The organism is Stenotrophomonas maltophilia (genome assembly GCF_047497515.2).
Classification (GTDB): Bacteria; Pseudomonadota; Gammaproteobacteria; order Xanthomonadales; family Xanthomonadaceae; genus Stenotrophomonas.
This window is the reverse complement of sequence record NZ_JAXAXL020000003.1, coordinates 321,328-346,365: the sequence shown is the minus strand read 5'-3', so window position 1 is coordinate 346,365 and position 25,038 is coordinate 321,328. Positions and strand designations below refer to the sequence as shown.

Annotated in this window: 20 protein-coding genes; 9 read left to right on the top strand and 11 right to left on the bottom strand. The window is 67.0% G+C overall.

What is annotated here, in order from left to right; all coding sequences use genetic code 11:
- Window positions 1-12: 12 nt before the first annotated feature.
- The 8 genes from ACMZPQ_RS08500 (at window position 13) to ACMZPQ_RS08465 (ending at window position 8,113) form a co-directional block, all read left to right on the top strand.
- The gene (locus ACMZPQ_RS08500; RefSeq protein ID WP_006442367.1) at window positions 13-1,074 is read left to right on the top strand and encodes an ABC transporter substrate-binding protein; all 1,062 of its coding nucleotides are present in this window, start codon (window positions 13-15) and stop codon (window positions 1,072-1,074) included.
- 14 nt (window positions 1,075-1,088) lie between these two features.
- Window positions 1,089-1,922: an ABC transporter ATP-binding protein gene (locus tag ACMZPQ_RS08495; RefSeq protein WP_006442369.1), complete on the top strand. Its 834-nt coding sequence runs from the start codon at window positions 1,089-1,091 to the stop codon at window positions 1,920-1,922.
- Window positions 1,906-2,682: an ABC transporter permease gene (locus ACMZPQ_RS08490; protein ID WP_006442371.1), complete on the top strand. Its 777-nt coding sequence runs from the start codon at window positions 1,906-1,908 to the stop codon at window positions 2,680-2,682. Before ACMZPQ_RS08495 ends, ACMZPQ_RS08490 begins: the two co-directional genes overlap by 17 nt.
- A 135-nt stretch (window positions 2,683-2,817) precedes the next feature.
- Complete coding sequence (locus tag ACMZPQ_RS08485) at window positions 2,818-4,242, top strand: OprO/OprP family phosphate-selective porin (RefSeq protein WP_414485984.1); 1,425 nt, start codon at window positions 2,818-2,820, stop codon at window positions 4,240-4,242.
- Between the two features lie 65 nt (window positions 4,243-4,307).
- On the top strand, window positions 4,308-4,532 hold the full coding sequence (locus tag ACMZPQ_RS08480; RefSeq protein WP_008268694.1) for an AbrB/MazE/SpoVT family DNA-binding domain-containing protein: 225 nt from the start codon (window positions 4,308-4,310) through the stop codon (window positions 4,530-4,532).
- 6 nt (window positions 4,533-4,538) lie between these two features.
- Window positions 4,539-4,937, top strand: a complete 399-nt coding sequence (locus ACMZPQ_RS08475) for a type II toxin-antitoxin system VapC family toxin (protein ID WP_008267153.1) — start codon at window positions 4,539-4,541, stop codon at window positions 4,935-4,937.
- Between the two features lie 43 nt (window positions 4,938-4,980).
- Window positions 4,981-7,572, top strand: coding sequence for a bifunctional aconitate hydratase 2/2-methylisocitrate dehydratase (gene acnB / locus ACMZPQ_RS08470; RefSeq protein WP_197583035.1), 2,592 nt, complete (start codon window positions 4,981-4,983; stop codon window positions 7,570-7,572).
- Between the two features lie 130 nt (window positions 7,573-7,702).
- Window positions 7,703-8,113 (top strand): energy transducer TonB, encoded by a 411-nt coding sequence (locus ACMZPQ_RS08465; protein ID WP_312646285.1) that lies wholly within the window; start codon window positions 7,703-7,705, stop codon window positions 8,111-8,113.
- Between the two features lie 70 nt (window positions 8,114-8,183).
- On the opposite strand, the gene ACMZPQ_RS08460 is transcribed toward ACMZPQ_RS08465, so the two are convergent.
- The 6 genes from ACMZPQ_RS08460 to ACMZPQ_RS08435 form a co-directional block, all read right to left on the bottom strand.
- Window positions 8,184-10,181 carry a hypothetical protein gene (locus ACMZPQ_RS08460; protein ID WP_197583037.1) on the bottom strand — a complete coding sequence of 666 codons (1,998 nt, stop codon included), beginning with the start codon at window positions 10,179-10,181 and terminating at the stop codon, window positions 8,184-8,186.
- Between the two features lie 83 nt (window positions 10,182-10,264).
- The gene (locus ACMZPQ_RS08455) at window positions 10,265-11,338 is read right to left on the bottom strand and encodes a protein-glutamate methylesterase/protein-glutamine glutaminase (protein ID WP_197583038.1); all 1,074 of its coding nucleotides are present in this window, start codon (window positions 11,336-11,338) and stop codon (window positions 10,265-10,267) included.
- Window positions 11,335-11,931, bottom strand: coding sequence for a chemoreceptor glutamine deamidase CheD (cheD, locus tag ACMZPQ_RS08450; protein ID WP_008264676.1), 597 nt, complete (start codon window positions 11,929-11,931; stop codon window positions 11,335-11,337). The genes ACMZPQ_RS08455 and cheD overlap by 4 nt, the downstream gene beginning before the upstream one ends.
- Window positions 11,928-12,797, bottom strand: coding sequence for a CheR family methyltransferase (locus ACMZPQ_RS08445; RefSeq protein WP_197583039.1), 870 nt, complete (start codon window positions 12,795-12,797; stop codon window positions 11,928-11,930). The genes cheD and ACMZPQ_RS08445 overlap by 4 nt, the downstream gene beginning before the upstream one ends.
- 37 nt (window positions 12,798-12,834) lie before the next feature.
- Window positions 12,835-15,111: a methyl-accepting chemotaxis protein gene (locus ACMZPQ_RS08440; RefSeq protein WP_197583040.1), complete on the bottom strand. Its 2,277-nt coding sequence runs from the start codon at window positions 15,109-15,111 to the stop codon at window positions 12,835-12,837.
- Window positions 15,112-15,239: 128 nt separating this feature from the next.
- Window positions 15,240-16,574: an aminotransferase class I/II-fold pyridoxal phosphate-dependent enzyme gene (locus ACMZPQ_RS08435; RefSeq protein ID WP_197583041.1), complete on the bottom strand. Its 1,335-nt coding sequence runs from the start codon at window positions 16,572-16,574 to the stop codon at window positions 15,240-15,242.
- A gap of 109 nt (window positions 16,575-16,683) precedes the next feature.
- On the opposite strand from ACMZPQ_RS08435, the gene ACMZPQ_RS08430 reads away from it, so the two are divergent.
- Entirely contained in the window at window positions 16,684-17,694 is a 1,011-nt protein-coding gene (locus ACMZPQ_RS08430) for a hypothetical protein (protein WP_197583042.1), read from the top strand.
- A 54-nt stretch (window positions 17,695-17,748) separates the two neighbouring features.
- Here ACMZPQ_RS08430 and ACMZPQ_RS08425 read toward each other — a convergent pair whose 3' ends face one another.
- The 5 genes from ACMZPQ_RS08425 to ACMZPQ_RS08405 all read right to left on the bottom strand — a co-directional run bounded on the left by ACMZPQ_RS08425 (window position 17,749) and on the right by ACMZPQ_RS08405 (window position 24,715).
- The gene (locus ACMZPQ_RS08425) at window positions 17,749-20,124 is read right to left on the bottom strand and encodes a methyl-accepting chemotaxis protein (RefSeq protein ID WP_197583043.1); all 2,376 of its coding nucleotides are present in this window, start codon (window positions 20,122-20,124) and stop codon (window positions 17,749-17,751) included.
- Between the two features lie 101 nt (window positions 20,125-20,225).
- Window positions 20,226-20,609 (bottom strand): hypothetical protein, encoded by a 384-nt coding sequence (locus tag ACMZPQ_RS08420; RefSeq protein WP_049451527.1) that lies wholly within the window; start codon window positions 20,607-20,609, stop codon window positions 20,226-20,228.
- A 136-nt stretch (window positions 20,610-20,745) separates the two neighbouring features.
- Window positions 20,746-21,237: a chemotaxis protein CheW gene (locus ACMZPQ_RS08415; RefSeq protein WP_197583044.1), complete on the bottom strand. Its 492-nt coding sequence runs from the start codon at window positions 21,235-21,237 to the stop codon at window positions 20,746-20,748.
- 282 nt (window positions 21,238-21,519) lie between these two features.
- Complete coding sequence (locus tag ACMZPQ_RS08410) at window positions 21,520-22,293, bottom strand: flagellar regulator YcgR PilZN domain-containing protein (RefSeq protein ID WP_197582624.1); 774 nt, start codon at window positions 22,291-22,293, stop codon at window positions 21,520-21,522.
- A 172-nt stretch (window positions 22,294-22,465) separates the two neighbouring features.
- Window positions 22,466-24,715 (bottom strand): methyl-accepting chemotaxis protein, encoded by a 2,250-nt coding sequence (locus ACMZPQ_RS08405; protein WP_197582623.1) that lies wholly within the window; start codon window positions 24,713-24,715, stop codon window positions 22,466-22,468.
- Window positions 24,716-25,038: the final 323 nt, after the last annotated feature.

Sequence of the window (25,038 nt, the reverse complement as noted above, 5' to 3'; positions counted from 1 at the left end):
CTGGGAGGGATGATGTACAAGCAGATGTTCATGGCCGCGCTGTGCGCGGCAGGCCTGGCCATGGCCGGGTGCAGCAAGCAGGGAGCCGATGCACAGGGCGCCGCGGTCGGTGGTGGCGACAGCGCGCCGGTGCGGATCAGCGTGGGGTCGTACAACCTCAACAACCTGCCGTTCTTCATTGCCGATTCCAAGGGCTACTTCAAGGATGTCGGCCTTGAGGTGAAGACGGAGAACTTCGCCCAGGGCGGTTCGAAGGTGCTGCAGGCGCTGGTGGCCAACTCCACCGACGTGGCGGTGGGCTTCTATGACCACACCATCCAGATGCAGGCCAAGCACAAGGACGTGGTGGGTTTCGTGCTGCTGTCGCGCAATTCCGGGCTGGTAATGGCTGGCCGCGATGACGCGACCTTCGACCCGGCCCGCCCGGAGACGATCAAGGGCCAGAAGGTCGGCATCACCGCGCCGGGCTCCTCGTCTGACTTCTTCGTTCGCCACTTCCTGGCCCAGCATGACATTCCGGTGGACAGCATCTCGCTGATCGGCGTCGGCTCGGGTGCGGCAGCGGTGGCTGCACTGGAACAGGGCAAGATCGACCTGCTGGTGAACTACGACCCGGCCGCCACCCTGATCACCGAGCGCAAGGTCGGAAAGATCATCATTGATGCACGCAGTGACGAGGGCGCACGCCAGGTCTATGGCGGGCTGTACCCGACCTCGGTGATGTATGCCAACCGCAGCTTCCTGGAACAGCGCCCGCAGGCGGCCGAGAAGATCGCCCGCGCCGAGCAGATGGCCCTGAAGTTCATCGCCGACAACAGCGCCGAGGACATCGTCGCCGCGCTGCCGGACAGCTACGTCTCCGGTGACCGCGCTACCTACGCTCGTGCCGTGGAGAACGCCCGCGCGATCTTCACCACCGATGGCCACTTCACCGCGGCCGATCTGGAAACGCCGCTGAAGGTGCTGCGCGAGTTCAACAAGGATGTCGCCAACGCCGACATCGATCTGTCCAGGACCTACACCAATGCCTTCGTCGAGCGTGCCCACGCTGCGGCGCCGGCTGCCCAACCGTAAGCGGAGGTAACCCCATGGCCCTCAATGCCACCGTGCGCCAGCTCAACGGCGCGCCGCAGCTGGAGCCTGCACAGACCATGGTCGCCATCAACAAGGTGACCATGTCCTTCGGCGAATTCACCGCCGTGCGTGATGTCGATATCCAGGTGGGCGACGGCGAGTTCCTCGCCATCGTCGGCCCCACTGGCTGCGGCAAGAGCACCATCCTCAATTCCGTGGCGGGGCTGCTCAAGCCTTCGTCCGGCGAAGTGGCCATCGACGGCCGCGCGGTCAGCGGCGTGCAGGAGTCGGTCGGCTACCTGTTCCAGCAGGATGCGCTGCTGCCGTGGAAGACCGCCTACCAGAACGTCGAGCTGGGCCTGCGCTTCCGCGGCGTGCCCGAGGCCGAGCGCAAGGCCAAGGCCAATGCGTGGCTGGCCAAGGTCGGCCTGGCCGGCTTCGAGCACCGCTATCCGCACCAGTTGTCCGGTGGCCAGCGCAAGCGCGTGCAGATGGCGCAGGCGCTGATCGTCGAGCCGAAGGTGATCCTGATGGACGAGCCGTTCTCGGCGCTGGACATCCACACCCGCCACCTGATGCAGAACGAGCTGCTGCGCCTGTGGCAGGAGGATCGCCGCTCGGTGATCCTGATCACCCACGACCTGGAAGAAGCCATCGCCCTGGGTGACCGCGTGGTGGTGCTGTCTTCCGGCCCGGCCAGCCGCGTCGTGCGCAGCTTCGATGTGGACCTGGAACGGCCGCGCAATGTTGCCGAAATCAAGCTGGACGAACGTTTCACCGACCTGTACCGCGACATCTGGGCCTGCCTGCGCGGCGAAGTGGAGAAGAGCTATGCACGCCAAGACTGACAAGATCATCCAGCTGGCCCTGGTCATCGCCGTGTTCGGTGGCTGGGAAGGCGGTATCGCGCTGGGCGTGATCGATCCGTTCTTCTTTCCCTCACCGACGGCGATCGTGCAGCAGGCCTGGACCTGGCTGTCCGATACCTCGTTCTACCAGCACGTCTACATCACCCTGACCGAAACCGCGCTGGGCTACCTGATCGGTACCGGCCTGGGCGTGGCGGGCGGTGTCTGGCTCGGCCTGAGCCGTCGCTCGGCGCGCATCCTGGATCCCTTCATCAAGGGCTTCAATGCGATCCCGCGCGTGGTGCTGGCACCGATCTTCGTGCTCTGGCTGGGCCTAGGCCTGTGGTCGAAGGTGGCCCTGGCGGTGACCCTCGTGTTCTTCACCACGTTCTTCAACGCCATGCAGGGCGTACGCGAGGTGAACCCGGTGGTACTGGCTAACGCGCGCATCCTCGGTGCGGGCCGCAGCGACCTGCTGCGCCACGTGTACTTCCCCGCGGCCGCCAGCTGGATCCTGTCTTCGCTGCGCACGTCAGTGGGCTTTGCCGTGGTCGGCGCCATCATCGGCGAATACCTGGGCGCGTCTGCAGGCCTGGGCTACCTGATCGCGCAGGCCGAGGGCAACTTCAATGCCGTAGGTGTATTTGCCGGCATCATCATCCTGGCCGCCTTCGTGCTGGTCATCGATGCCCTTCTCGACGTGGTCGAGAACAAGCTGATCACCTGGCGTCCCAACGCCCAGGCACAGGCCACCAGCTGACCGCGCTGCGCTGAGCCCGCATGCCGCGCCGCCGGGTCGAACCGGCGGCGCGCGCTGCCTCCCCCGATCTTCCCCCCGCACCATCGCAACAGGCCAGCGCCAAGCCAGGGGGCCGGCTGGCCGGAGAGAGAGCCCATGAACACGCACACCGTGCTGCCCCGTGCAGCGCTGTCGGTCGCGCTTGGCCTGCTGTTGGCCAGCGGCCATGCCGGGGCGCAGTCCGCCCCGGCTCCGCTGAGCCAGGCCGAACTGTCGGCGCTGGTGCAGCAGCAGGCCCTGCAGATCCAGCAGCTCGAAGCGCGCCTGCGTGCCGTCGAAGGCGGGCAGGGCGCCGTCCCAACCCCGCTTGCGGCACCGGCGCCCGCGCTGGAAAGTCGGGTCGCCGCGCTGGAGTCAAGCCAGGCCAAGTCGCCCAAGGTGTCCTGGGCGAAGGGCGCGCCGGAATTCAGCAGCGGCGATGGCAAGGTGGCATTCCGCCCGCGCGGCCGCCTGCTTGTCGATGGCTCCAGCACCGACGGCTCGTCGGTGGCCGACCGCAACATCTCCGGCACCGAGATCCGCTCGGTGCGCCTGGGAGCCGAGGGTCGCTACGGCAATCTCGGCTGGGCGGTGGAGGGCGACTTCGCCGACAACGCAGTGGCCTGGAAATCGGTCTACGCGACCGTGGACCACCGCCTGTTCGGACTGCCGGCCGACCTGACCGTCGGCAACCGTCTGAACGACCGCGGCATCGACGGTTCCAGCAGCACCTCCAACACGCCGTTCCCCGACCGCAACGTGGTCGGCACGTTGATGCTACCGCAGCGCGGCCTATTCGGCGTCGGCCTGACCGAGCGCGTCTATGGCAAGGGTTGGCATGCCAGCCTGTCGGTGGCGGGCAACGATCTGAACAACGCCGGCAACGACAACGACAGCCAGACGTGGGCCACGCGCGTGCACTGGAACCCGGTGGCCAGCAAGGCCGCCACCGTGCACCTGGGGGCCTGGGCCTTCCATGAGGAGATCACCGCCGGTGCCAGCGGCGTGCTGCGCAGCTCGGCCATCGCCGGGCACTTCAACGATCTGGTGAAGATCGCCCCGGGCACCCTGACGGGTGCCGAGCGCAGCACGGCCTATGGCCTGGAAGCGGCCGGGTTCTTCGGCCCGGCGTGGGCCACCGGTGAATGGGGCACGCGCAACCTGCGCGGGATCGACGCCGGCGGCCGCTACGACCTGGACCACAAGGCCTGGGCGATATCGGCGGGCTGGTTCCTGGCGGGCGCTCTTCCTGCCTATTCAGGCAAGGCCGGTACCTGGGGCAAGGTAAAGGTGGCCGACCCCGTGACCGACGGCGGCGCCGGGGCATGGGAACTGAAGGCGCGCTATGAGGACGTGGACTACGCCGAACTTCCCACCGGCGGCACCGGCCACGCGTGGACGGTGGGGGCGAACTGGTACCTGAACGACTACAGCCGGGTGATGTTCGAGGCAATCCGCTGGCAGACCAACAACCGCAGCGGTAGCGGGCAGGGCCGGGACGAGGGCACCACCTTCAACACCCGGCTGCAGGTGGCGTTCTAAGTACGCGGCTGGCGGTATGGCCCCTTCGGTATGTATAATTCGTGCATACCGAAGAGGGCCTACCGATGGAAGCCACTGTTGCAGAACGCGGACAGATCACCCTGCCCAAGGCGGTGCGTGATGCCCTCGGCCTGACCAAGGGCACGCTGCTGAAGGTCGAGCTGGACGGCAGCCGCATCATCCTGCGCAAGAGTGTTGACGATGCCATTTCACGGGCGCGCGGCAAGTTCGCGCTGGACGGCTTTGAATCGTCTGACGCCGCCGTGCGTTCGGTCCGCGACGAGGACTGACCGGTGATGATCGCCGTCGATTCGCCGGTGCTGGTCGAACTGCTCAGCAATGGCCCGCAGGCCGATGCGGTGGAAGCCATCCTGCGGCAGAGCCTGGTCGGCGGCCGCGTGGTGGTCTGTGGCGCGACCCTGGCGGAAGTCTGCGCCTCGCTGCGCGGCGGGGCCGAGGTGCTCGAAGCGCTGGAAGAAATGGGCGTGCACTTCAACCCGATGGAAGCCAAGTCGGCCCTGCGCGCCGGCGAGATGCACCGTCGCCACCGCCAGCGCAGTGGCAGCCGCCGCAGCCTGGACGAATTCATGGTCGGCGCCCACGCACTGCTGCAGTGCGACGGCCTGATCACCTGGAACGACACGTTTTACCGCGACTACTTCAAGGGCCTGAAGCTGATCGTGCCGCAAGCCTGAGCCCACTTTGTTTTTTCAACCTACGCATTACCCGGGAGTTGTCATGTTGGAAGCCTACCGCCACCACGTCGCCGAGCGCGCTGCGCTTGGCATCCCGCCGCTGCCGCTGAGCGCGCAGCAGACGGCCGATGTCATCGAACTGCTGAAGAACCCGCCGCAGGGCGAGGCCGAGTTCCTGCTCGACCTGCTGACCCACCGCGTGCCGGCCGGCGTTGATGACGCTGCCAAGGTCAAGGCCTCGTACCTGGCGGCGATTGCGCTGGGCAGCGAGCAGAACCCGCTGATCAGCCGTGAGCGCGCCACCGAACTGCTGGGCACCATGCTCGGCGGTTACAACGTCGCCCCGCTGGTGCAGCTGCTGGACGACGCCAGCGTCGGCACCATCGCCGCCAACGGCCTGAAGAAGACCCTGCTGGTGTTCGATGCGTTCCATGACGTGCAGGAAAAGGCGAAGGCCGGCAACGCCAACGCCCAGGCCGTGCTGCAGAGCTGGGCCGATGCCGAGTGGTTCACCGGCAACCCGGAAGTGCCGCAGAGCCTGACCGTCACCGTGTTCAAGGTGCCGGGCGAGACCAACACCGACGACCTGTCGCCGGCGCCGGACGCGACCACCCGCCCGGACATCCCGATGCACGCGCTGGCGATGCTGAAGAACAAGCGCGATGACGCGCCGTTCACCCCGGAAGAAGACGGCAAGCGCGGCCCGATCCAGCAGATCCTGTCGCTGAAGGACAAGGGCCACCTGGTCGCCTACGTGGGCGACGTGGTCGGCACCGGTTCCTCGCGCAAGTCGGCCACCAACAGCGTGCTGTGGTGGACCGGCGATGACATTCCGTTCATCCCGAACAAGCGCGCCGGTGGCGTCTGCCTGGGTTCGAAGATCGCCCCGATCTTCTACAACACCATGGAAGATGCTGGCGCACTGCCGATCGAGCTGGACGTGTCGAAGATGGAGCACGGCGATGTGGTCGAGCTGCGTCCGTACGAAGGCAAGGCGCTGAAGAACGGTGAAGTGATCGCCGAATTCCAGGTCAAGAGCGAAGTGCTGTTCGACGAAGTGCGCGCCGGTGGCCGCATTCCGCTGATCATCGGCCGCGGCCTGACCGGCAAGGCGCGCGAAGCGCTGGGCCTGGCCCCGACTGACCTGTTCCGCCTGCCGGTGCAGCCGGTCGACACCGGCAAGGGCTTCTCGCTGGCGCAGAAGATGGTCGGCCGCGCCTGTGGCCTGCCGGAAGGCCAGGGCATGCGCCCGGGCACCTACTGCGAACCGAAGATGACCTCGGTCGGCTCGCAGGACACCACCGGCCCGATGACCCGCGATGAGCTGAAGGACCTGGCCTGCCTGGGCTTCTCGGCCGACCTGGTGATGCAGTCGTTCTGCCACACCGCTGCGTACCCGAAGCCGGTGGACGTGAAGACCCACCACACGCTGCCGGAGTTCATCTCCACCCGTGGCGGCGTCTCGCTGCGTCCGGGCGACGGCGTGATCCACAGCTGGCTCAACCGCATGCTGCTGCCGGACACCGTCGGTACCGGTGGTGACTCGCACACCCGTTTCCCGGTGGGCATTTCGTTCCCGGCCGGTTCGGGCCTGGTCGCCTTCGCCGCTGCCACTGGCGTGATGCCGCTGGACATGCCGGAATCGGTGCTGGTGCGCTTCAAGGGCAAGATGCAGCCGGGCGTGACCCTGCGTGACCTGGTCAACGCGATCCCGCTGTACGCGATCAAGTCGGGCCTGCTGACCGTGGCCAAGGCCGGCAAGAAGAACATCTTCTCCGGTCGCATCCTGGAAATCGAAGGCCTGCCGGAACTGAAGGTCGAACAGGCGTTCGAGCTGTCCGACGCCTCGGCCGAACGTTCGGCCGCCGGTTGCTCGGTGCGCCTGAACAAGGAACCGATCATCGAGTACCTGACCAGCAACATCACCCTGCTGAAGTGGATGATTGCCGAGGGTTACCAGGATCCGCGTTCGCTGCAGCGTCGCATCGAGAAGATGGAAGCGTGGCTGGCCAACCCGGAGCTGCTGGAGCCGGATGCCGACGCCGAGTACGCCGCCGTCATCGAGATCGACCTGGCCGACATCCACGAGCCGATCGTGGCCTGCCCGAACGACCCGGACGACGTGAAGACCCTGTCCGAAGTCGCCGGTGCCAAGATCGACGAAGTGTTCATCGGTTCGTGCATGACCAACATCGGTCACTTCCGTGCCGCTGCCAAGCTGCTGGAAGGCAAGCGTGACCTGCCGACCCGCCTGTGGGTGGCCCCGCCGACCAAGATGGACGCCTCCGAGCTGACCAAGGAAGGCGTGTACGGCACCTTCGGCGCCACCGGCGCGCGCATGGAAATGCCGGGCTGCTCGCTGTGCATGGGCAACCAGGCGCAGATCCGTGAAGGCTCCACCGCGATGTCGACCTCGACCCGCAACTTCCCGAACCGCCTGGGCCGCAACACCAACGTGTACCTGGGTTCGGCCGAGCTGGCCGCGATCTGCTCGCGTCTGGGCCGCATCCCGACCAAGGAAGAGTACATGGCCGATGTGGGTGTGATTGCCGCCAGCGGCGCGGAGATCTACCGCTACATGAACTTCGACCAGATCGAGGAATACCAGGACGTGGCCAAGACGGTCGCTGCCTGAGGGTAGTGCCGGCCGCTGGCTGGCATCCCGTTGAAACGAAAAACCCCCGGTGAGAGCCGGGGGTTTTTTGTGCGTGCAGCGTTAGACTTGCCGCCCCGCTTGTTGGAGTACACGGATGTTGCAGGATCGATTGAACAGAGGTCGCGCACGCGGTTGGCGCTGGGCTGGCAGTGCGGTGGTGCTGGCCACACTAATGATGGGGCACGCCGCGATGGCGCAGCAGGCGGTGCAGCACGCCGTTGTCGAGCGTGCTCGGCCGGCGCACGTGCCGGCGTCGATCGTGATGGAGACCAAACACAGCAATCCGCCGCGCTATCCGTCGCAGGCATTCCGTGATGAGAAAGAGGGGGAAGCGATCCTGATGGTGCAGGTGGCGGCCGACGGGCAGTGGCTTGATGCGATCGTGCTGCAGAGCAGCGGCTGGCCGGAACTGGATGAGGCGGCGCAGGTGGCGACTCGCAAGTGGCGCTACCTGCCGGCCAGCGAGGATGGCGTACCCGTGCCGGGCGAGATCCGCGTGCCGGTGTCGTTCAAGCTGTGATCACGCGTTGGTGATGCCGTTGCCCGGCACTGCCTGGCAACGGCGTTGGTCCTGCCGCGGTGCCGACGCTTTACTGCGCGGCACACGCCTTAGGGGTGTGCACGAGGTTGACGCGCAGGCTGCCATCGGCAGCCACCTGCTTGCTCTCCAGCACGCACATCTCGTTCTCGAGCCGCATCATCACTTCGTAGTCCTGACCCGCCTTCGGCACGAACTGGATCGACAGCGAGTCCGGTGCTGCTCCGCAGCGGAGATGGGCAACGTTCTGGAATTGTGCGTCGAAGATCAAAGGCTTGCCGGCCTCCACCGAATACTCCTGGAAGTTCGGGTTCGAGAACAGGACGCTCTTCATCGCACGCACGGTGTCGGTTTCCGGCATTCCGATGGAAATGTTCTGCGGGCTGCCGCCCATCAGGCTGCCTACGGCCGCGCTGTTGCTGCGCGCGACAACGATCTTCCTTCGTGCGTCGCCGCGGCATTGGCCACCGACATGCATGGTGATGCTGCGGCCGTTGGCACCGAAGATGCGGATGCGGGAGCGATTGCCGGCGGGCAGGGCAGCGGCAACGGCGCTGGCAGGCGCTGCGGCGCGCATCGCGGACGGAAACGCCTCTGGCAGCCGCGCGACGAATCGCGCCACGCACTGCTCGGCCAGCTCGTCGGCCACGCTCCTCACTTCGGCATAGTCATCGGCCTGCCACTGCGGCAGCGCAGCCGACTGCGTGCCATCGGTGCAGTCAACGGTCATGGCCGATGCGCCCGAGGCCGGTAGCACCTCGATCGTGGTGCGGTGCTTGAGCTCGTAGGGAATCTGCGAACCACTGAGCTGCCCGTAGACCAGCGCCCACTCGTGCGGGTCGGCCCGCACGGTCACGGGGGCGCCGGGAACCGCGTCGGGATAGGCATTGAAGTACTCGGAAAGACGCTGCTGCAGCAGTGCCGGCACCCGCTCGACTGCGGGGCTGGACACGCCTTCGACGGTGTCGCCGCGCAGGCTGTCCTTGGAGAAGCCACGCGCCTTGCGTGCACCGACCACGGCCAGGGCGAAGATGTTCATCTTGGCCAGCGTGGCCACGCCCATGTCCGATCGGGTCACCAGACGCAGGTCTGCGTCACCGGAACGCTTGCCCTTGGCATCGGTGCCGGTGCCATGGTCGATGTGGACCGCCTTCATCCAGTCCGTGGACAGTACTGGTGCCGGATGGCCGGCGTCTGTGGCCGTTGCGGCCTCGTCCTGGGTCGTCGCGCCTGCTGCCACTGGATCGAGCGAGGCGGCACTGATCGCAGCGGCCCGCTGGACGCTTGGCGAAGGGAACACGGTGGGCAGCTGTTCCACGAGCCGGTCAACACAGCGCTGCGCGAACTGGCGTGCCGCGGTCCTGACCTGCGCGTAGTCATCTGCCTGCCAATCTTCCAGCGGCGCCGTCTGTACGGGATCGCTACAGGTGATGCTCAACCAGGGCGGGCTGATGGGTGACGACTGTGCAATGGTGAGGGTAGCCTCATGCTGCAGATCGTATGGGACCGCGTTGCCCGACAGCGACTGGTAGGTGAGCGACCACAGGCCGGCGTTTGCACTGACGATCTGCGCGTGCTCGGGAAGCGCATCCGGATGTGCGATGAAGTACTCGGACAGATGGCGGCGCAGCAGTGCGGGAATTTCGTCGACGGCCGGGCTGGACACTGATTCGATGACGGTGCCACGCAGGTTCTTCTTCGAGAAGCCATCGACACGGCCACCGCCGGCCTTGGCGGCGGCCGCCAATTGAACAAGCTTGAGCGTGACCACTTTGCCGGTGTCGCCGCGCGAGACCAGGCGCAGCTTCAGATCGACATCGCGGTGTCCAGGCAGGCCGGCAGGCGCGCCCTGTACCACCTGGACGCGCGTGCTCCAGTCATCGGGAGAGGGCGGAGCGGCTGCGCCGTCGACCGGGTGGGTGCGGGCCGCATCGGTGGCAGGTGCAGCGTCGTGTGCCGGGACGACAGCGGGTTCTTCTGCCGATGCGGGCGGAGACAGCATCAGGCCCAACGCGATGGCGGCAGGCAGGCAGGTCAGGCGTAGTGCCACAGTGGAGCTCCTTGGGGAAACGCGACGAAGAACGGCCGGGTCCCCTTGGCCGGCCGTTCGGGAAAGGTGTGTTGCGCGGTGGCTCAGCTGCGCGCAAGCGCCAGCAACCGTTCCGCAATCCGCTCCAGCGGCACCTGTTCTTCGGCAGCGCCCAGCTTGAACGCGGCGCCGGGCATGCCCCAGACCACGCTGCTGGCCTCGTCCTGCACCAGCGTCGGCGCGCCGGCCTGGCGCATCTCCAGCAGGCCGCGCGCGCCGTCGTCGCCCATGCCGGTGAGGATGGCACCGATGGCATTGGCGCCGGCGCTCTGCGCTACCGAGCGGAACAGTACATCCACCGCCGGCTTGTGCCGGTTCACCGCCGGGCCGTCGTCGACGCGGCAGCGCCAGCGCGCACCGTCACGGATGATGCGCAGGTGCTTGCCGCCCGGAGGCAGGTAGGCATGGCCGGGCAGCACCGCTTCGCCGTCGCTGGCCTCGCGCACGGCCATCGCCGAGTGACGGTCCAGGCGTTCGGCGAAGGCGCTGCTGAAACTGGCCGGCAGGTGTTGGGTCATCACCACGGCCGGCGCGTCGGCGGGCAGGCCTTCCAGCACCACGCGCAGGGCCTCGGTGCCACCGGCCGACGAACCGATCGCGATCAGGCGGTCGGTGGTGCGGAACTGCGGCGCGGCTGCGCGCATGGCGGGAGCTGCTTCCAGCAGCAGCTTCGGTGCGGCAGCGCGGAGCAGCGGACGGACCCGCGAGCGCGCCGCCATCTTGACCTTGGCGATGATCTCATCGGCATAGCCCTGCAGGCCGCGCGCCACGTCCAGCTTCGGCTTGGAGACAAAATCCACCGCGCCCAGCGCCAGCGCCTGCAGCGTGGTGTCGGCACCGCGTTCGGTCAGCGAGGAAATCATCACCACCGGCAGCGGATGCAGGCGCATCAGGTTTTCCAGGAACGCCAGCCCGTCCATGCGCGGCATTTCCACATCCAGCGTGATCACATCCGGGGCCAGACGCTTGATCTTCTCGCGCGCCAGCAGCGGGTCAGCGGCGGTGCCGACCACATCGATGGTCGGGTCGCTGGACAGGATTTCGGTGAGCATCTGCCGCACGACGGCGGAGTCGTCGACGATCAGGACCCGGCAGGGGGCGTTGCCGGTCAGGGTCATTCGAACAACTCCACGCCACCGGTGACCGGGGCCTTGGACAAGCGTGCACGCACCGCCGATTCGGTCGCGGCCACTTCGGCCTCATGCGCATGCGGCAGGCGCTGCACCACCACGCGGCCGGTATCGGCGAAGAACCAGATCTTGCGCGGATGGATGCCGCACAGGTCTTCGGCGATGATCGGGATGTGCTCGGCCTGCAGGTACTGGCGTACGAACTCGGCGTTGCGGGTGCCGACCGGGTTGCTGGTGAAGCCCTTGAGCACGTTGGCGCCGCCGAACACTTTGGCTTCGATGCGCTTGCGGTGCGCACCGCGCTTGAGCATGTCGTTGATCAGCAGTTCCATCGCGTAGCTGCCGTAGCGCGCGGGGGCGCCATCACCGGCGTTGCCTTCGGGCAGCAGGAAGTGGTTCATGCCGCCGATCTTCAGTACCGGATCGCGCAGGCAGGCGGCCACGCAGGAACCCAACGTGGTGGTCAGCGCGGTGGTGTCGTCGACCACCAGGTACTGGGTCGGCAGCAGTTTGGCCGCGATGGTCTTGAAGCGCGCGTCCTGGTAGCGCATCACATCATCGGTACGCAGCGAGGCATTCATGCGCCGGCCTTTGCCGCGCGGCGATAGAGGGTACGCCCACAGGGCTGGATCAGGTCGGCCGCGTGCAGGTAGTTTTCCGAGTGGCCGGTGTACAGCAGGCCGTCATCGGCCAGGTGCTGCACCAGCCGGCCGAGGATGGCGCGCTGGGTGGGCTTGTCGAAATAGATCATCACGTTGCGGCAGAACAGTGCATCGAAGGGGCCGCCGACGTCGTAGCGCGGGGCGAGCAGGTTCAGCGGGCGGAACTCGATCAGGTCGCGCAGCGCCGGCAGCACGCGGCACTGGCCCTCGTTGGGGCCGCTGCCACGCTGGAAGTAGCGACGTCGCAGGTCCGGATCGAGGCTGGCAACGCGATCGATGTTGTAGACGCCGCGACCGGCAGTGGCCAGCACCTGGGTATCGACGTCGGTGGCGACGATGCGGACCGGCGGCTTCAGCGTGCCGAACGCTTCGCAGGCGGTAATCGCCATCGAATAGGGCTCTTCGCCGGTGGAGGCGGCGCACGACCACAGCAGCAGCGGGGTGCGGCTGGCGCGCTGTTGCAGCTCTTCGCGCAGCTTGTCGAAGTGGTGCGGCTCGCGGAAGAACGAGGTCAGGTTGGTGGTCAGTGCGTTGGTGAACGCCTGCCACTCGTCGCCGTCTTCCTGTTCCAGATGGTCCAGGTACTGCTGGAAGCTGCGCATGCCCAGCGTGCGCAGGCGGCGCGACAGGCGGCCATACACCATGTCGCGCTTGGCCGGGGCGAGGGCGATGCCCACGCGCTGGTAGATCAGGTCGCAGACACGGCGGAAATCACGGTCGGCGAACTCGAATTCGCGCGGGCCGGTGACGATGGGAGTGGGGCTTTGCACGGGGGACGTGTCCATCGGCAGAGGCGGCGGCCGAAGCCGCCGCGGGTGGGTCTCAGAATTCCTGCCAGTCGCTGTCGCTGGCGACGAAGGTGCTGGCGTTGCTGCCGGTGCGGCGTACCGGTGCTGGCGTCGGAGCCGGCCGCGGACGCGGTACGGCGACGGCAACATGCACCGGCTCGACACGCGCGGCCACTGCCTTCATCGCGGCGGAGACCTGGTTGTCGAGGCGGAAGATCGCCACGGCATCGGCCAGCTGCGCGGCCTGCTCCTCCATCGCACGGGCGGCAGCGGTGGCTTCTTCCACCAGCGCGGCGTTCTGCTGGGTGGTTTCGTCCATCTGCACCACGGTCTGGTTGACCTGCTCGATGCCGGCCGACTGTTCCTGCGATGCCGCAGAGATCTCGGCCATGATGTCGGTCACGCGCTGCACCGAGGCGACGATCTCGCCCATGGTGCTGCCGGCCTGGTGCACGAGGCTGGAGCCTTCGGCGACCTTGCCGACCGAGTCGTCGATCAGGCCCTTGATTTCCTTGGCGGCGGCGGCCGAGCGCTGGGCGAGGGTGCGCACTTCGCTGGCAACCACGGCAAAGCCGCGGCCCTGTTCACCGGCACGCGCCGCTTCCACCGCGGCGTTCAGCGCCAGGATGTTGGTCTGGAAGGCGATGCCGTCGATGACCGAGATGATCTCGGCGATCTTCTTTGACGAGGCTTCAATGGCCGACATGGTGGTGACGACCTGGCCGACCACCTCGCCACCCTGCGAGGCGACGCCCTGCGCGCCGATGGCGAGCTGGTTGGCCTGGCGGGCGTGTTCGGCGTTCTGGCGCACGGTGGAGGTCAGTTCCTCCATCGAGGCGGCGGTTTCTTCCAGGTTGGCGGCCTGCTGCTCGGTGCGGCGCGACAGGTCACTGTTGCCCGAAGCGATCTCGCCGGCAGCCAGGGTGATGCTGGAAGCACTGGCCTGGATCTGGCCGACGATCTGGGTCAGCTGTGCGACGGTGGCATTGGCATCGTCATGCATGCGCGCGAACACGCCCTGGTAGTCGCCGTGCATGCGTGCGGTCAGGTCGCCCTCGGCGATGGCCGACAGCAGCTGCGACAGCTTGCCGAGGTTGTCATCGCTGACTGCCATCATGGCGTTGAGGTTTTCCAGCATCAGGCGGAAATCGTGATCGAAGCGCTGGGCATCGCCGCGCTGGCTGAAATCGCCGGCGGCGGCGGCGCTGGCCAGCTGCTTGATCTCGGCGTTGATGCGGCCAAGGTTGGCCTTGACGGTGTCGACGGTGGTGGTCATCACCGCCTTCTCGCCCGGGTAGCGCGCGATGTCGCGGCTGAGGTCGCCGACGGCGTACTGCTGCACCACGTCCAGCACGTCATGCAGGGTCTGCACTTGGCTGCCGACCAGGGAGTTGGTCTCCTGCACCATCAGCCCGTACTCGCCGGGGAAGGCGCTGGCGTCGATGCGGTAGCTCAGTTCGCCGGCATCGTGACGGCCGGCCATCTCGCGCTGGCCGCTGATGACGGCATGCAGCTGCTGCTGCATGCGCGACATCGCCTCCAGCAGGCGGCCGGGTTCGTCGTGCGGCTGCGGGCCGATGTGGCTGTCCAGCTTGCCGTTGGCAATGCCTTCGGCGACAGCGGTGGCCTGCTTCAGCGGGCGCGCGATGCGGTTGCCGATGACCCAGCTCAGGGCCAGCACGATCAGCACCAGCACGCCGCCGGAGACCGCCATGATCGCGGTGAACACCAGCGCCTGCTTCTGCACGTCATCCATGTAGACGCCGCTGCTGACCACCCAGTTCCAGGGCGCGAACAGGCCGGCGTAGGCGACCTTCTCGACGTCGCCCTGGCTGCCAGGCTTGGCCCAGCGGTAGTTGACGAAGCCGCCGCCGGCCTTGGCTGCCTGGACCTGGTCGAAATAGATGCGCACGCCGTCGTCGGTGCGGAAGTCCTTCATGTCCTTGCCGACCAGGTCCTTGCGGAACGGGTGCATCAGCAGGTGGTAGCCGGTGTCGTAGATGTTGAAGTAGTAGGTATCGTTCTCGGCACGCATCGATTCCAGCGCCTGCAGCGCGGCGCTCCTGGCGGCCTCGTCGCTGAGCTCGCCGGTGCTGGCCAGGCGGTGGTAGTGCTGGAGGATGCCGTAGCTGAGTTCGACCTGGGTCTTCAGTGCGGTCTTGCGGGTCTCGGTAAGGTCCAGGTACTGCATGCGGGCGGCGATCACCGAGAGCGCGATCACGCCGAGCGCGATGAGCAGCGTCAGCAGGTTGAGCTTGCGCCGGACGGAGAGATTGCTGAAGTAGTGTTGCCAGCGATGCAGGAGGTTCATCGAGCAGGACCAGGTCGAAACGGGCGGGCGGCGCCGAGCCGGCCAGCGGCGGGATACGCCGTGACAACCCCGTTATCGGCCGCGCGCGCCCAGGGTTGAGCCACGGGCTGAACGCGCGGCCTTGCCGTTCAGCCAGCCAGCTGGTCCAGGCGCAGGCGGATCTGCACCAGGGCGCGCTCCAGCGTGGACGGATCGACCGTTCCCAGGGCGATGCGCAGCGCGTTGGGAACATGGGTTCCGACCGCGAACGGCGAGGCGGTCGAAAGCACGATGCCCTGCTCATGCAGGTCCTGGCAGATTGCTTCGGCGCGGTCGCGCCCTTCCAGGGGCAGCCACAACAGGTAGGAGCCGGGGTGACCGACCAGCGCGACACCCTCCAGCAGCCGCCGTGCCAATGCCTGCCTGTGCTGGGCGTCGGCGCGGCGGTTGCGTTCCATGCGATCCACGGTGCCATCCTTCAGCCAGCGACCCACCAGCGCCGTGATCAGTGCCGGCGCGTTGACGGTGGTGGCGCGGATGGCACGCTCGATCGCACCCATCATGGCCGGCGGCGCACTGATGTATCCGAAGCGCAGGCCGGTGGCGAGGTTCTTGGACAGGCCGCCGATGTACACGGTGCGTTCCGGCGCCAGTGCCGCCACGGGCACCACGGCAGGCGCCGCCAGGTAGGCGTAGGCCGCGTCTTCCAGCACCAGCAGCCCATGCTGGCGGGCGATCGCAGCCAGCTCCTGGCGCTGCTGCAGTGTCAGCACGAAGCCCAGCGGGTTGTGCATGGTCGGCATGCAGTACACGGCCTTGACCCGGCGCTGGCTGCAGAGCGCACGCAGCGCCTGCAGGTCGGTGCCGTCCGGTCCGACCGGCACCGGGATCATCTCCATCCGCAGCATCGCCGCGATCTGCCTGAATCCGGGATAGGTCAAGGCATCCACGGCGATGGCGTCGCCCGGGCACAGTGCGCCCAGCAGGGCGACCGACAATCCGTGCTGTGCGCCCTGCACGACAGCCACGCGCCCGGCGTCGGTCGGCACCCCGCGCTGTACCAGGTAGTCGGCCACGAGTTGGCGCTCCTGTGGCCGACCCAGGGGCGGCTGGTACAGAAGCAGCGCCTCCAGGTCGCCCTGCTGCGAGAGGTGGCGCAGGGCCCGGCGCAGCTGCGTGTCCTGGCCGAACGCGGTAGGCATGTTGGCGTTGAGGTCGATGCCGCTGCCGAGACCGGCCAGCATGTCGCAGGCCATGCCCTGTGCGCCGAACGCCTCGCGCACGTAGGTGCCGCGGCCAATCTCACCGATGACCAGGCCCATCCGGGCCAGCTCGGCATAGACGCGGCTGGCGGTTGCAAGCGCCAGATCGTGCCGGCGGGCGAGCTCGCGGTGGGTGGGCAGGCGGCTTCCAGGGGGAAGATTCCCGCTCTGGATATCCGAGACAAGGCTATCGACGACCTGCTTGAACCGTGAACGTGCCATCCCTGCGCCGAATGTATCTAGGACAATGTGTTGATTGTACTGGCGCCGTTCCTAGACTTCGATCGCACCGTCGAATGGGCGGAAAGGAATGGAGCACATCTGTACTGCGATGGAAGGTCACCTCGAACTGTTGAACTACTCAGCGCACGCGCTGGAAGAAATGAACATGCTGATTCCCCGCATCAAGGGCAGCATGCCGGGCATCCGCCAGGCCCATGAAGCCGTCGCCGGCTATCTGCACCGCAGCGTCAAGTTCCTGCTGCCCAACTGCGCGGAAATGATCGATCTGCGTGAACTGCGCCAGGTGCACGTGGACATGGCACGTCCGCCATTCGAGGTGATGGCGCTGGAGGCGGCGTGGATCCTGCCTGACGGGTTGCCGGGACACAAAGGGGCGGGCCATGCAGCGCCTCGGCGCATCGCGCTGTGCCTGAACATGAATCGCGAGGTTGCCGCGGCGTTTCCCGCGACGGAGTGCTTCCTGGATGAACCGGCCGGTGGCGTGGTGGTGATCCCGATCTATTGGCAGGCCGATGCGGCGGCGTGGAAGCTGCCGCTGGGAGGTGTGTTCCTGCCACATCAGAATCCGTTGAGCCTGTACCGGCCTGAAGAGGCCAATCTGCCTACGCGGCTGGTGAATGCGCCGGTGGAAGCGATGGCATCCGGGAAACCCTTGCAGCAGTTCCGGGTTGCACCGTTCGCACTGCTGCCGGAATGGCACGCCTGGGCGGTGGAGCAGCAAGGCAGTGCGGCGGTGAAGGCGCAGATCGTGCAGGACTGCCGTGACGAGGTCGCCATGCTGTTGCAGACCTGTTGTGTGCTCAACTGCGCCAACGTTGCGTCGGTGGAGCGGCAGGCGCCGGCGGCGCTGAACAAGCGGCGCATGCGCCGGGGCAAGCAACCGTTCTTCAGCTACCGGGTGTTCGAGGTGGACGGAGCCACGGCGGCATCAGACGGCGCCGCTCTGGGTGGGGGCGCTGCGGGACCGCGCACCCATGTACGCCGGGGGCACATCCGGCGCTTGAAGGAAAAACTGGTCTGGGTACGTGCTGCAATCGTCAATGCCGGCAGCCCGGACGGCCTGCTGCACAAGAGTTACAGGCTCCGCCAGCCGCAGTGAGGGCTGCGACGGAAAGGAGGGCCGGTGCTGTGACCGGCCCTCCCCGCGTGAGGATCAGAACTCCTGCCAGTCCCCGTCGGCCAGTTCGGTGGCCATCGGGCGGCCGCCCGCGGTGCGGCGGGCCGGCGGTGCAACCGGGGCCGAAGCAACCGGAGCGGCGGCACGCGGTGCCGGCGTGGCAACGCGCGGGGCGGCGACGACCTCGGCTTCGTCGACCACGAAGATCGACACCGCTTCGCTGAGGTGGCCCGCCTGTTCTTCCATCGCACGCGCAGCAGCGGTGGCTTCTTCCACCAGCGCGGCGTTCTGCTGGGTGGTTTCGTCCATCTGCACCACGGTCTGGTTGACCTGCTCGATGCCGGCCGACTGTTCCTGCGATGCCGCAGAGATCTCGGCCATGATGTCGGTCACGCGCTGCACCGAGGCGACGATTTCGCCCATGGTGGCGCCGGCCTTGTGCACCAGTGCCGAGCCGTCGTTGACCTTGCCGACGGAGTCATCGATGAGGCCCTTGATCTCCTTGGCGGCGGCGGCCGAGCGCTGGGCGAGGGTGCGCACTTCGCTGGCGACCACGGCGAAGCCACGGCCCTGTTCACCGGCACGCGCGGCTTCGACGGCGGCGTTCAGTGCCAGGATGTTGGTCTGGAACGCGATGCCGTCGATGACGCTGATGATCTCGGCGATCTTCTTCGACGAGGCCTGGATGGCGGACATGGTGGTGACCACCTGGCCAACCACCTCGCCACCCTGCGAGGCGACGCCATGCGCGCCGATGGCGAGCTGGTTGGCCTGGCGGGCATGCTCGGCGTTCTGGCGCACGGTGGAGGTCAGTTCCTCCATCGAGGCGGCGGTCTCTTCCAGGTTGGCGGCCTGCTGTTCGGTACGGCGCGACAGGTCGCTGTTGCCCGAGGCGATCTCGCCGGCGGCCGAACTGATCGCGCGGCTGGACTGCTTGATGCGGGTGACGATTTCGCTCAGCTGTGCGGCGGTGGCGTTGGCGTCGTCGCGCATGCGGGCGAACACACCCTGGTAGTCGCCATGCATACGCACGGTCAGGTCACCCTGCGACAGTGCGGCGAGCAGGCCGGAGATCTGTTCGATGCTGCCAGCGTTGGCGTCGAGCAGGCCGTTGATCTGCTGGGCCAGCTGCAGGAAGAAGCCTTCCTTGTCGCTGGCATCGATGCGGCCGGACAGGTCGCCGGCGGCGGCCTGGGCGATCACGCGGGCCACTTCGGCCTCGACCAGCGCTTCCTGGGTGCGGTCACGCCATTCCACCACGTAGCCGACGGTGTCGCCGCCTTCATTGCGGATGGTCGACACCACCTGCGCGAACTGGGCATCGCCGTACTGCATCGGGCGACGGGCCACGCCGTGCGCCTTCAGGTTGGCCAGCAGGGTCTGGTCCATTTCGCCACGGTGTTCGAGCACGGTGACCGGCTTGCCGATCAGCGAGGCCTGGGCATCGAAGTCCGGCAGGTCGCGGCGCACGTCGTCCTGGTACTGGGTCAGGGTCTGCTGCAGGGCGCGGTTGCTGTAGACGATGGTGTTGCTGGTATCGGTCAGGAACACGCCGGTCGAGCTGTAGTCCAGCGCGGTGCGGATGCGCAGGTTCTCGCGGGCGATGGCCTGGTCGGTTTCGATGCGTTCGCGCAGGTCGCGCTGCATGCGCTGCATGGCCTGCATCAGCTCGCCCACTTCGTCCTGGCGGCTGACATCAATATGGCCATCGAGCTTGCCGCCGGCCACGTCATTGGCCACCGAGACGGCGCCACGCACGCTGCCGACCAGGGCACGGGCGAACAGCCACACCAGCACCAGGCCGAGCGTGGCGCCGCCCAGCAGGGCGATCACGGTCAGCACGGCCGAGGCGGCGTAGGTGGATTTGGCCTCGTCGCGCGAGGCGCGGGCAAGGCGGTTGTCTTCGGCAATCAGGGATTCCAGCGCCGAAGCGGCCTTGCGGTGCTTGGTGCGGGTTTCGCCGACGAAGGTATCGATGGCGTCGTCCGGCAGGTCCAGTTCCAGCATCTCGGTGACGCTGTCATAGGAGGCCAGGGCGTCCTTCCATTCCTTGGCAAAGGTGTCGAACAGCGCCTTCTGCTGCGGGTTGTCGATCAGTGCCGGATAGCCCTTGATCGACTTGTCCATGTTGTTGCGCAGCTCGACAGCCTGCTTGCGCGCGTCGGACTTGACGTCATCGCTGGCGCGGATCAGCTGCTGGTAGGCGGCGTTGCGGTACTCGCCCAGCATGCCGCGCATCTCGCCGGCCATGCGGATGCTTTCCATGCGCGAACCGGCCAGCTCGGTGGTGACGTTGTTCAGCGAATGCAGGCCGCGATAGGCGACGATGCCCTGCAGCAGCATCACCAGCAGGAGCACGCCGAAGGTCAACAGCAGCTTCGGCATCAGTTTCAGGTTGTTGATCCACGGCATGGGCGTTGCGATCTCCTAAGGCAGACGCGTCCGGGCGTCGCGCCCGGTTGCAGCAGAAACCACGCCGGCACAAGCTCCGGCGTGGTTCGACGGACAGCGGATTACTTGATGTTGGCCAGCTTCAGGCCGGCCGGCGAGCTGACTTCGATTTCGGCGCGCGAGGCGTCGCGCTGGATCTTGCCGATCACGCACACGGTCTTGCCTTCCAGGGTTTCCAGCGGGAAGGAGAACTTGCTGCGGTTTTCGCCGGCAATGCGCGCCGAGAAGGTGTGGCGCGGGAACGCGCCGCCCATGTAAAGGAAGGTCGGCTGGCCTTCAGAACCTTCTGCGTAGCGGGCCTTCTCGACCTTGCCGCAGACCATGCCGTCCTTGCCGACCGAACGCGGGGCCAGTTCCGGCGGGATCATGTCGGCCGCCTGGGCGAAGGCGGAGGAGGCGGTGGTGGCCAGGACAGCGGCCGAAACGAACGCAAGCAGGGACTTCATCGAGGTGTATCTCCGGGGATGGTGATGGTCGTTCCGGTCCTGCGCGCTCCTGCGCGACCGGCGTCTGTCCCCCTATCGGCACCGCCGCGGGGAACTGAAGGGTTTTGTGACCAGAACGTGAAGCAGGTCCGCTGGATCAGGCGGCAACGTCTTCGGAGACGGTCGCCTGGCCCATGTCGGCGCTGTCGAGGAGGGTTTCGATGTCCAGCAGGATCAACATGCGGTCGTCCTGGGTGCCGATGCCGGAGATGAAGCGCGTATCCACCGCAGCGCCGAACTCCGGGGTCGGGCGGATCTGTTCGGCCGACAGCGGGATCACGTCAGAGACACTGTCGACGACGATGCCGACCACGCGGTCTTCCACGTTCAACACGATCATCACGGTGAAGGCGTCGTAGCGGGCATCGTCCAGGCGCAGCTTCAGGCGCAGGTCGATGACCGGCACGATGGTGCCGCGCAGGTTGATCACGCCCTTGATGTAGTCCGGGGCATCCGGCACGCGGGTGACCGCGTCATAGCCGCGGATTTCCTGGACCTTGAGGATGTCCACGCCGTAGTGCTCGGCACCGAGGGTGAAGCTGAGGAATTCGCCACCGGCGCTGGCGGCGGTGCTGGTCTTGTCGTTCATCGAGGGGTCCTGGTTCTGCCGGAAGTCCCGGTGTCAGGCTCGATATCGGCCCCTCGGTGGGGGACTTTAGCTGTGGCGCCCGGGGCATCCACGCATGGCGTGGATCTACCGAAGATCGTGGGGGAGGCATTCACGCATGGCGTGGATCTACCGAAGATCGTGGGGGAGGCATTCACGCATGGCGTGGATCTACCGAAGATCGGTAGTGCCGGCCGCTGGCCGGCAACCTGGCAACAACGCCGATACGGCCATTGCCGGCCAGCGGCCGGCACTACCACGTGACTACATCTCGCCGTTGCGGCGGGCCTTGCGCTGGCGGTCGATGCGGAAGATGTAGCGCTGGATGGCGCTGTCGGCGCCCCGCGGGAGGGTGTCGAAGCGCATGCCAACGCGCTTGACCTCGATGCCGTTGGGTTGGCGCTGCGGCAGCAGGTTGCAGACCACCAGTTCGATATCCAGGTCCGGGCCATCGGGCAGCGACAGCTGCGCCGGGTAGCGTTTCTGCAGGCTGAAGACAGCGCAGTCGGTGGGCACGACCACGGCCAGGCCACCGCCGCTGATATCCACCACCCGCATCGACAATGCTTCGGCGCGGGCTTCGCCGGGCGGCAGCAGCAGTTGCGGCGAATCGGTGACCGGGGTCTCCAGCCGGTACAGCTCGCGGCGCTGCAGGTGGACCAGCTCGTCGGGCAGCGGCGCGCGGAAGGCGACGTGGCCATCGTTGTCCACGCGCTGCAGTTCGTGCAGGCGGAAGCGCACCAGTACGCGCTCAAGCTGGGCGAAGCACAGCAGATGGTCGGCCTGCTCGGCGGCGCGGTTGGACGCCTCCTGTGGGCTGCCATCCAGCAGCAGGGTGTCTTCGTCTTCGTCCAGATCAAGCAGCGCGGTCGGGAAGGAGCGGTCGCGGCCGTCGATATGCGCATTGATCAGTGATCGCTGGTCGATCAGCGAGCGCAGCAACTGGCGCAGCTGGCGCGGGTTGCGGACCAGAAAACGTTCGTCGGCGGCGTCAGCCGCATGGACTTCGTGCAATTCGGTGTCGTGGCCGTCGGACATGGAATCTGTGGTCAGGGGCGGGCGCCAGCACGCGTTGGCGCAGGCTCGATGGGGATATCGGCTTCTGCACCGGATTATGAAGTGAGAATTGCATCACTTTCCATGCATGAGGGGTCAGATCCCTTTCCCGGGGGAAAGGGATGTGACCCCGTGGCTCTCTTCCTGCGCGGGATCAGAACTCCTGCCAATCACCTTCGGCAGCCCATGCCGGCTGCGCCGCCGATGTGCGCAGCGGGCGTGACGGTGCCGCCTTGGTGGCGGGCAGGGCGGCGGCCACCTGGCGCGGCTGCGGCGCGGTGGCCAGACGTGCCGGTGCCACGGTTGAGGCCTGCGATGCCAGCCGGAAGCGGGCAACGGCCTCGCCCAGCTGCACGGCCTGGTCTTCCATCGCGCGCGCCGCAGCGGTGGCTTCTTCCACCAGCGCGGCGTTCTGCTGGGTGGTCTCGTCCATCTGCACCACGGTCTGGTTGACCTGCTCGATGCCGGCCGACTGTTCCTGCGAGGCGGCCGAAATCTCGGCCATGATGTCGGTCACGCGCTGCACCGAGGCGACGATCTCGCCCATCGTGCTGCCAGCCTGATGCACCAGGCTGGAGCCTTCGGCGACCTTGCCGACCGAGTCGTCGATCAGGCTCTTGATCTCCTTGGCGGCGGCGGCCGAGCGCTGGGCGAGGGTGCGCACTTCGCTGGCGACCACGGCAAAACCGCGGCCCTGTTCACCGGCGCGTGCAGCCTCCACCGCAGCGTTCAGTGCCAGGATGTTGGTCTGGAAGGCGATGCCGTCGATGACGCTGATGATCTCGGCAATCTTCTTTGACGACGCTTCTATCGCCGACATGGTGGTCACCACCTGGCCGACCACCTCGCCGCCCTGCGAGGCAACGCCATGCGCGCCGATGACGAGCTGGTTGGCCTGGCGGGCGTGTTCGGCGTTCTGGCGCACGGTGGAGGTCAGTTCCTCCATCGAGGCGGCGGTTTCTTCCAGGTTGGCGGCCTGCTGCTCGGTGCGGCGCGACAGGTCGCTGTTGCCCGAGGCGATCTCGCCGGCAGCCAGGGTGATGCTGGAAGCACTGGCCTGGATCTGGCCGACGATCTGGGTCAGCTGCGCAACAGTGGTGTTGGCGTCGTCGCGCATGCGGGCGAACACGCCGTTGAACTGGCCGTCCATGCGTGCGGTCAAATCGCCAGCGGCAATGGACTGCAGCAGCTGCGAAAGCTGGCCGAGGTTGCCGTCGGCCACCTGCATCATGGTGTTCAGGTGCTCGATCATCAGCCTGAAGTCGTGCTGGAAACGCTGGGCGTCGCCGCGCTGGCTGAAGTCACCCGCGGCGGCGGCCTCGGCCAGCTGCTGGATCTGCGTGTTGATCGCCAGCAGGCTGGCCTTGGCCGCGTCCATCGATTCGTGCAGGATCGCGCGGCTGCCGGGCAGGCGGCGTGCGTCCGGGGCCAGATTGCCGATGGCGTACTGGTTGAGCACGTCAATGGCATCGCGGATGGCGTCCAGGTGCTCGAAGATCACCGTGTTGATACCACCGGCCAGCTGGCCATAGACGCCCGGGAAATCTTCCGGGATGCGGTGGCTGATGTCCGGGCCGGCATGCATCTGTGCCATCAGCTGGGTCTGCTCGGAGAAGCGGCGCAGCATCGCGGTCATTTCGGCGGTGGCGGCCAGCATCCTGCCGGCTTCGTCCTTGCTCGTGGCCTGGATGCTGACGCTGAGGTCGCCGCGTGCGACGGCCTGGATGGCGTGCACGGCCTTGCCGAGGGGGCCGGTGACCGCGCGCGAGATGACCGTGGCCAGGGCGGCGGCCACCAGCGACAGCAGCACGATGCAGCCGATGATGGCGGTCATGCTGGTGCGGTGGGTGGCATTGGCGGCATCGATCTTGCCGTCCATCAGGCCGGCGATGTGGGTGCCAAGGGTCTTCATTGCCGCGAAGAGATCGCGACGCGCCGGCCGCGACTGCTCGTCGGAAATCTGCTGCGCAAGTGCGCCGTCACCGGCAGCCACGGCGGCGCGCATGGCCTTGTTGGCGGCGAAGTAGCGCTCCAGCTGCACCTTGGCGGCCTGGTACAGCTCGCGTTCCTTGGCCAGCGCCGGCAGTGCCGAGTACGCGGCCAGTTCGTCATGCACGGTCTTGGCGGTGTCGTCCATGCGCTTGTTGTAGTCGGCCACCTTGTCCGGCTGGTCGAGCATGCTGAGCAGCGCCAGTTCGTAGGTGCGGAACTCGCCCAACTGCGAGCGTGCTTCGCCCAGGTGCTGTACCGAGGGAATATCGTTGCTGGCCATCTCGCCCAGCTGCGTGTTGGCCTCGCTCAGGCGCAACAGGGCGAAGGCGCCGAGGACCAGGGTCATCAACGTGGTGAGAGTGAACCCCACGGCCAGCTTGCGGGCGATGGGCAGATCTTGGAACCACTTCATGCAGGGTGCTCCAGGTGGGCAGGGTGCCGCGCAGGTGCGTCGGCCGGGGGTGGTTGCAGAGCGAACGGGGGTGCCCGGTGGGGTTCGGTGACGGCCGTCAATGCGAAATAACGGCGCGGCCCGCGCGGACTTTATGGACGCAGATCACATTCGGGTGCGTAGGGGTGACGGCGCGAAAGTGCTGTGGTGGCGGGACTTTCGCTTGGGTAGCGTAGTTGCGTGCGAAACCATCGACGCGACGGAGTTCACGGAATGTGCGGTGGGGTGGGTCGGGGTCAGGTCCCTACGCGCCGGAAAGAGATCCGCCCCCAATTACCGGGGCG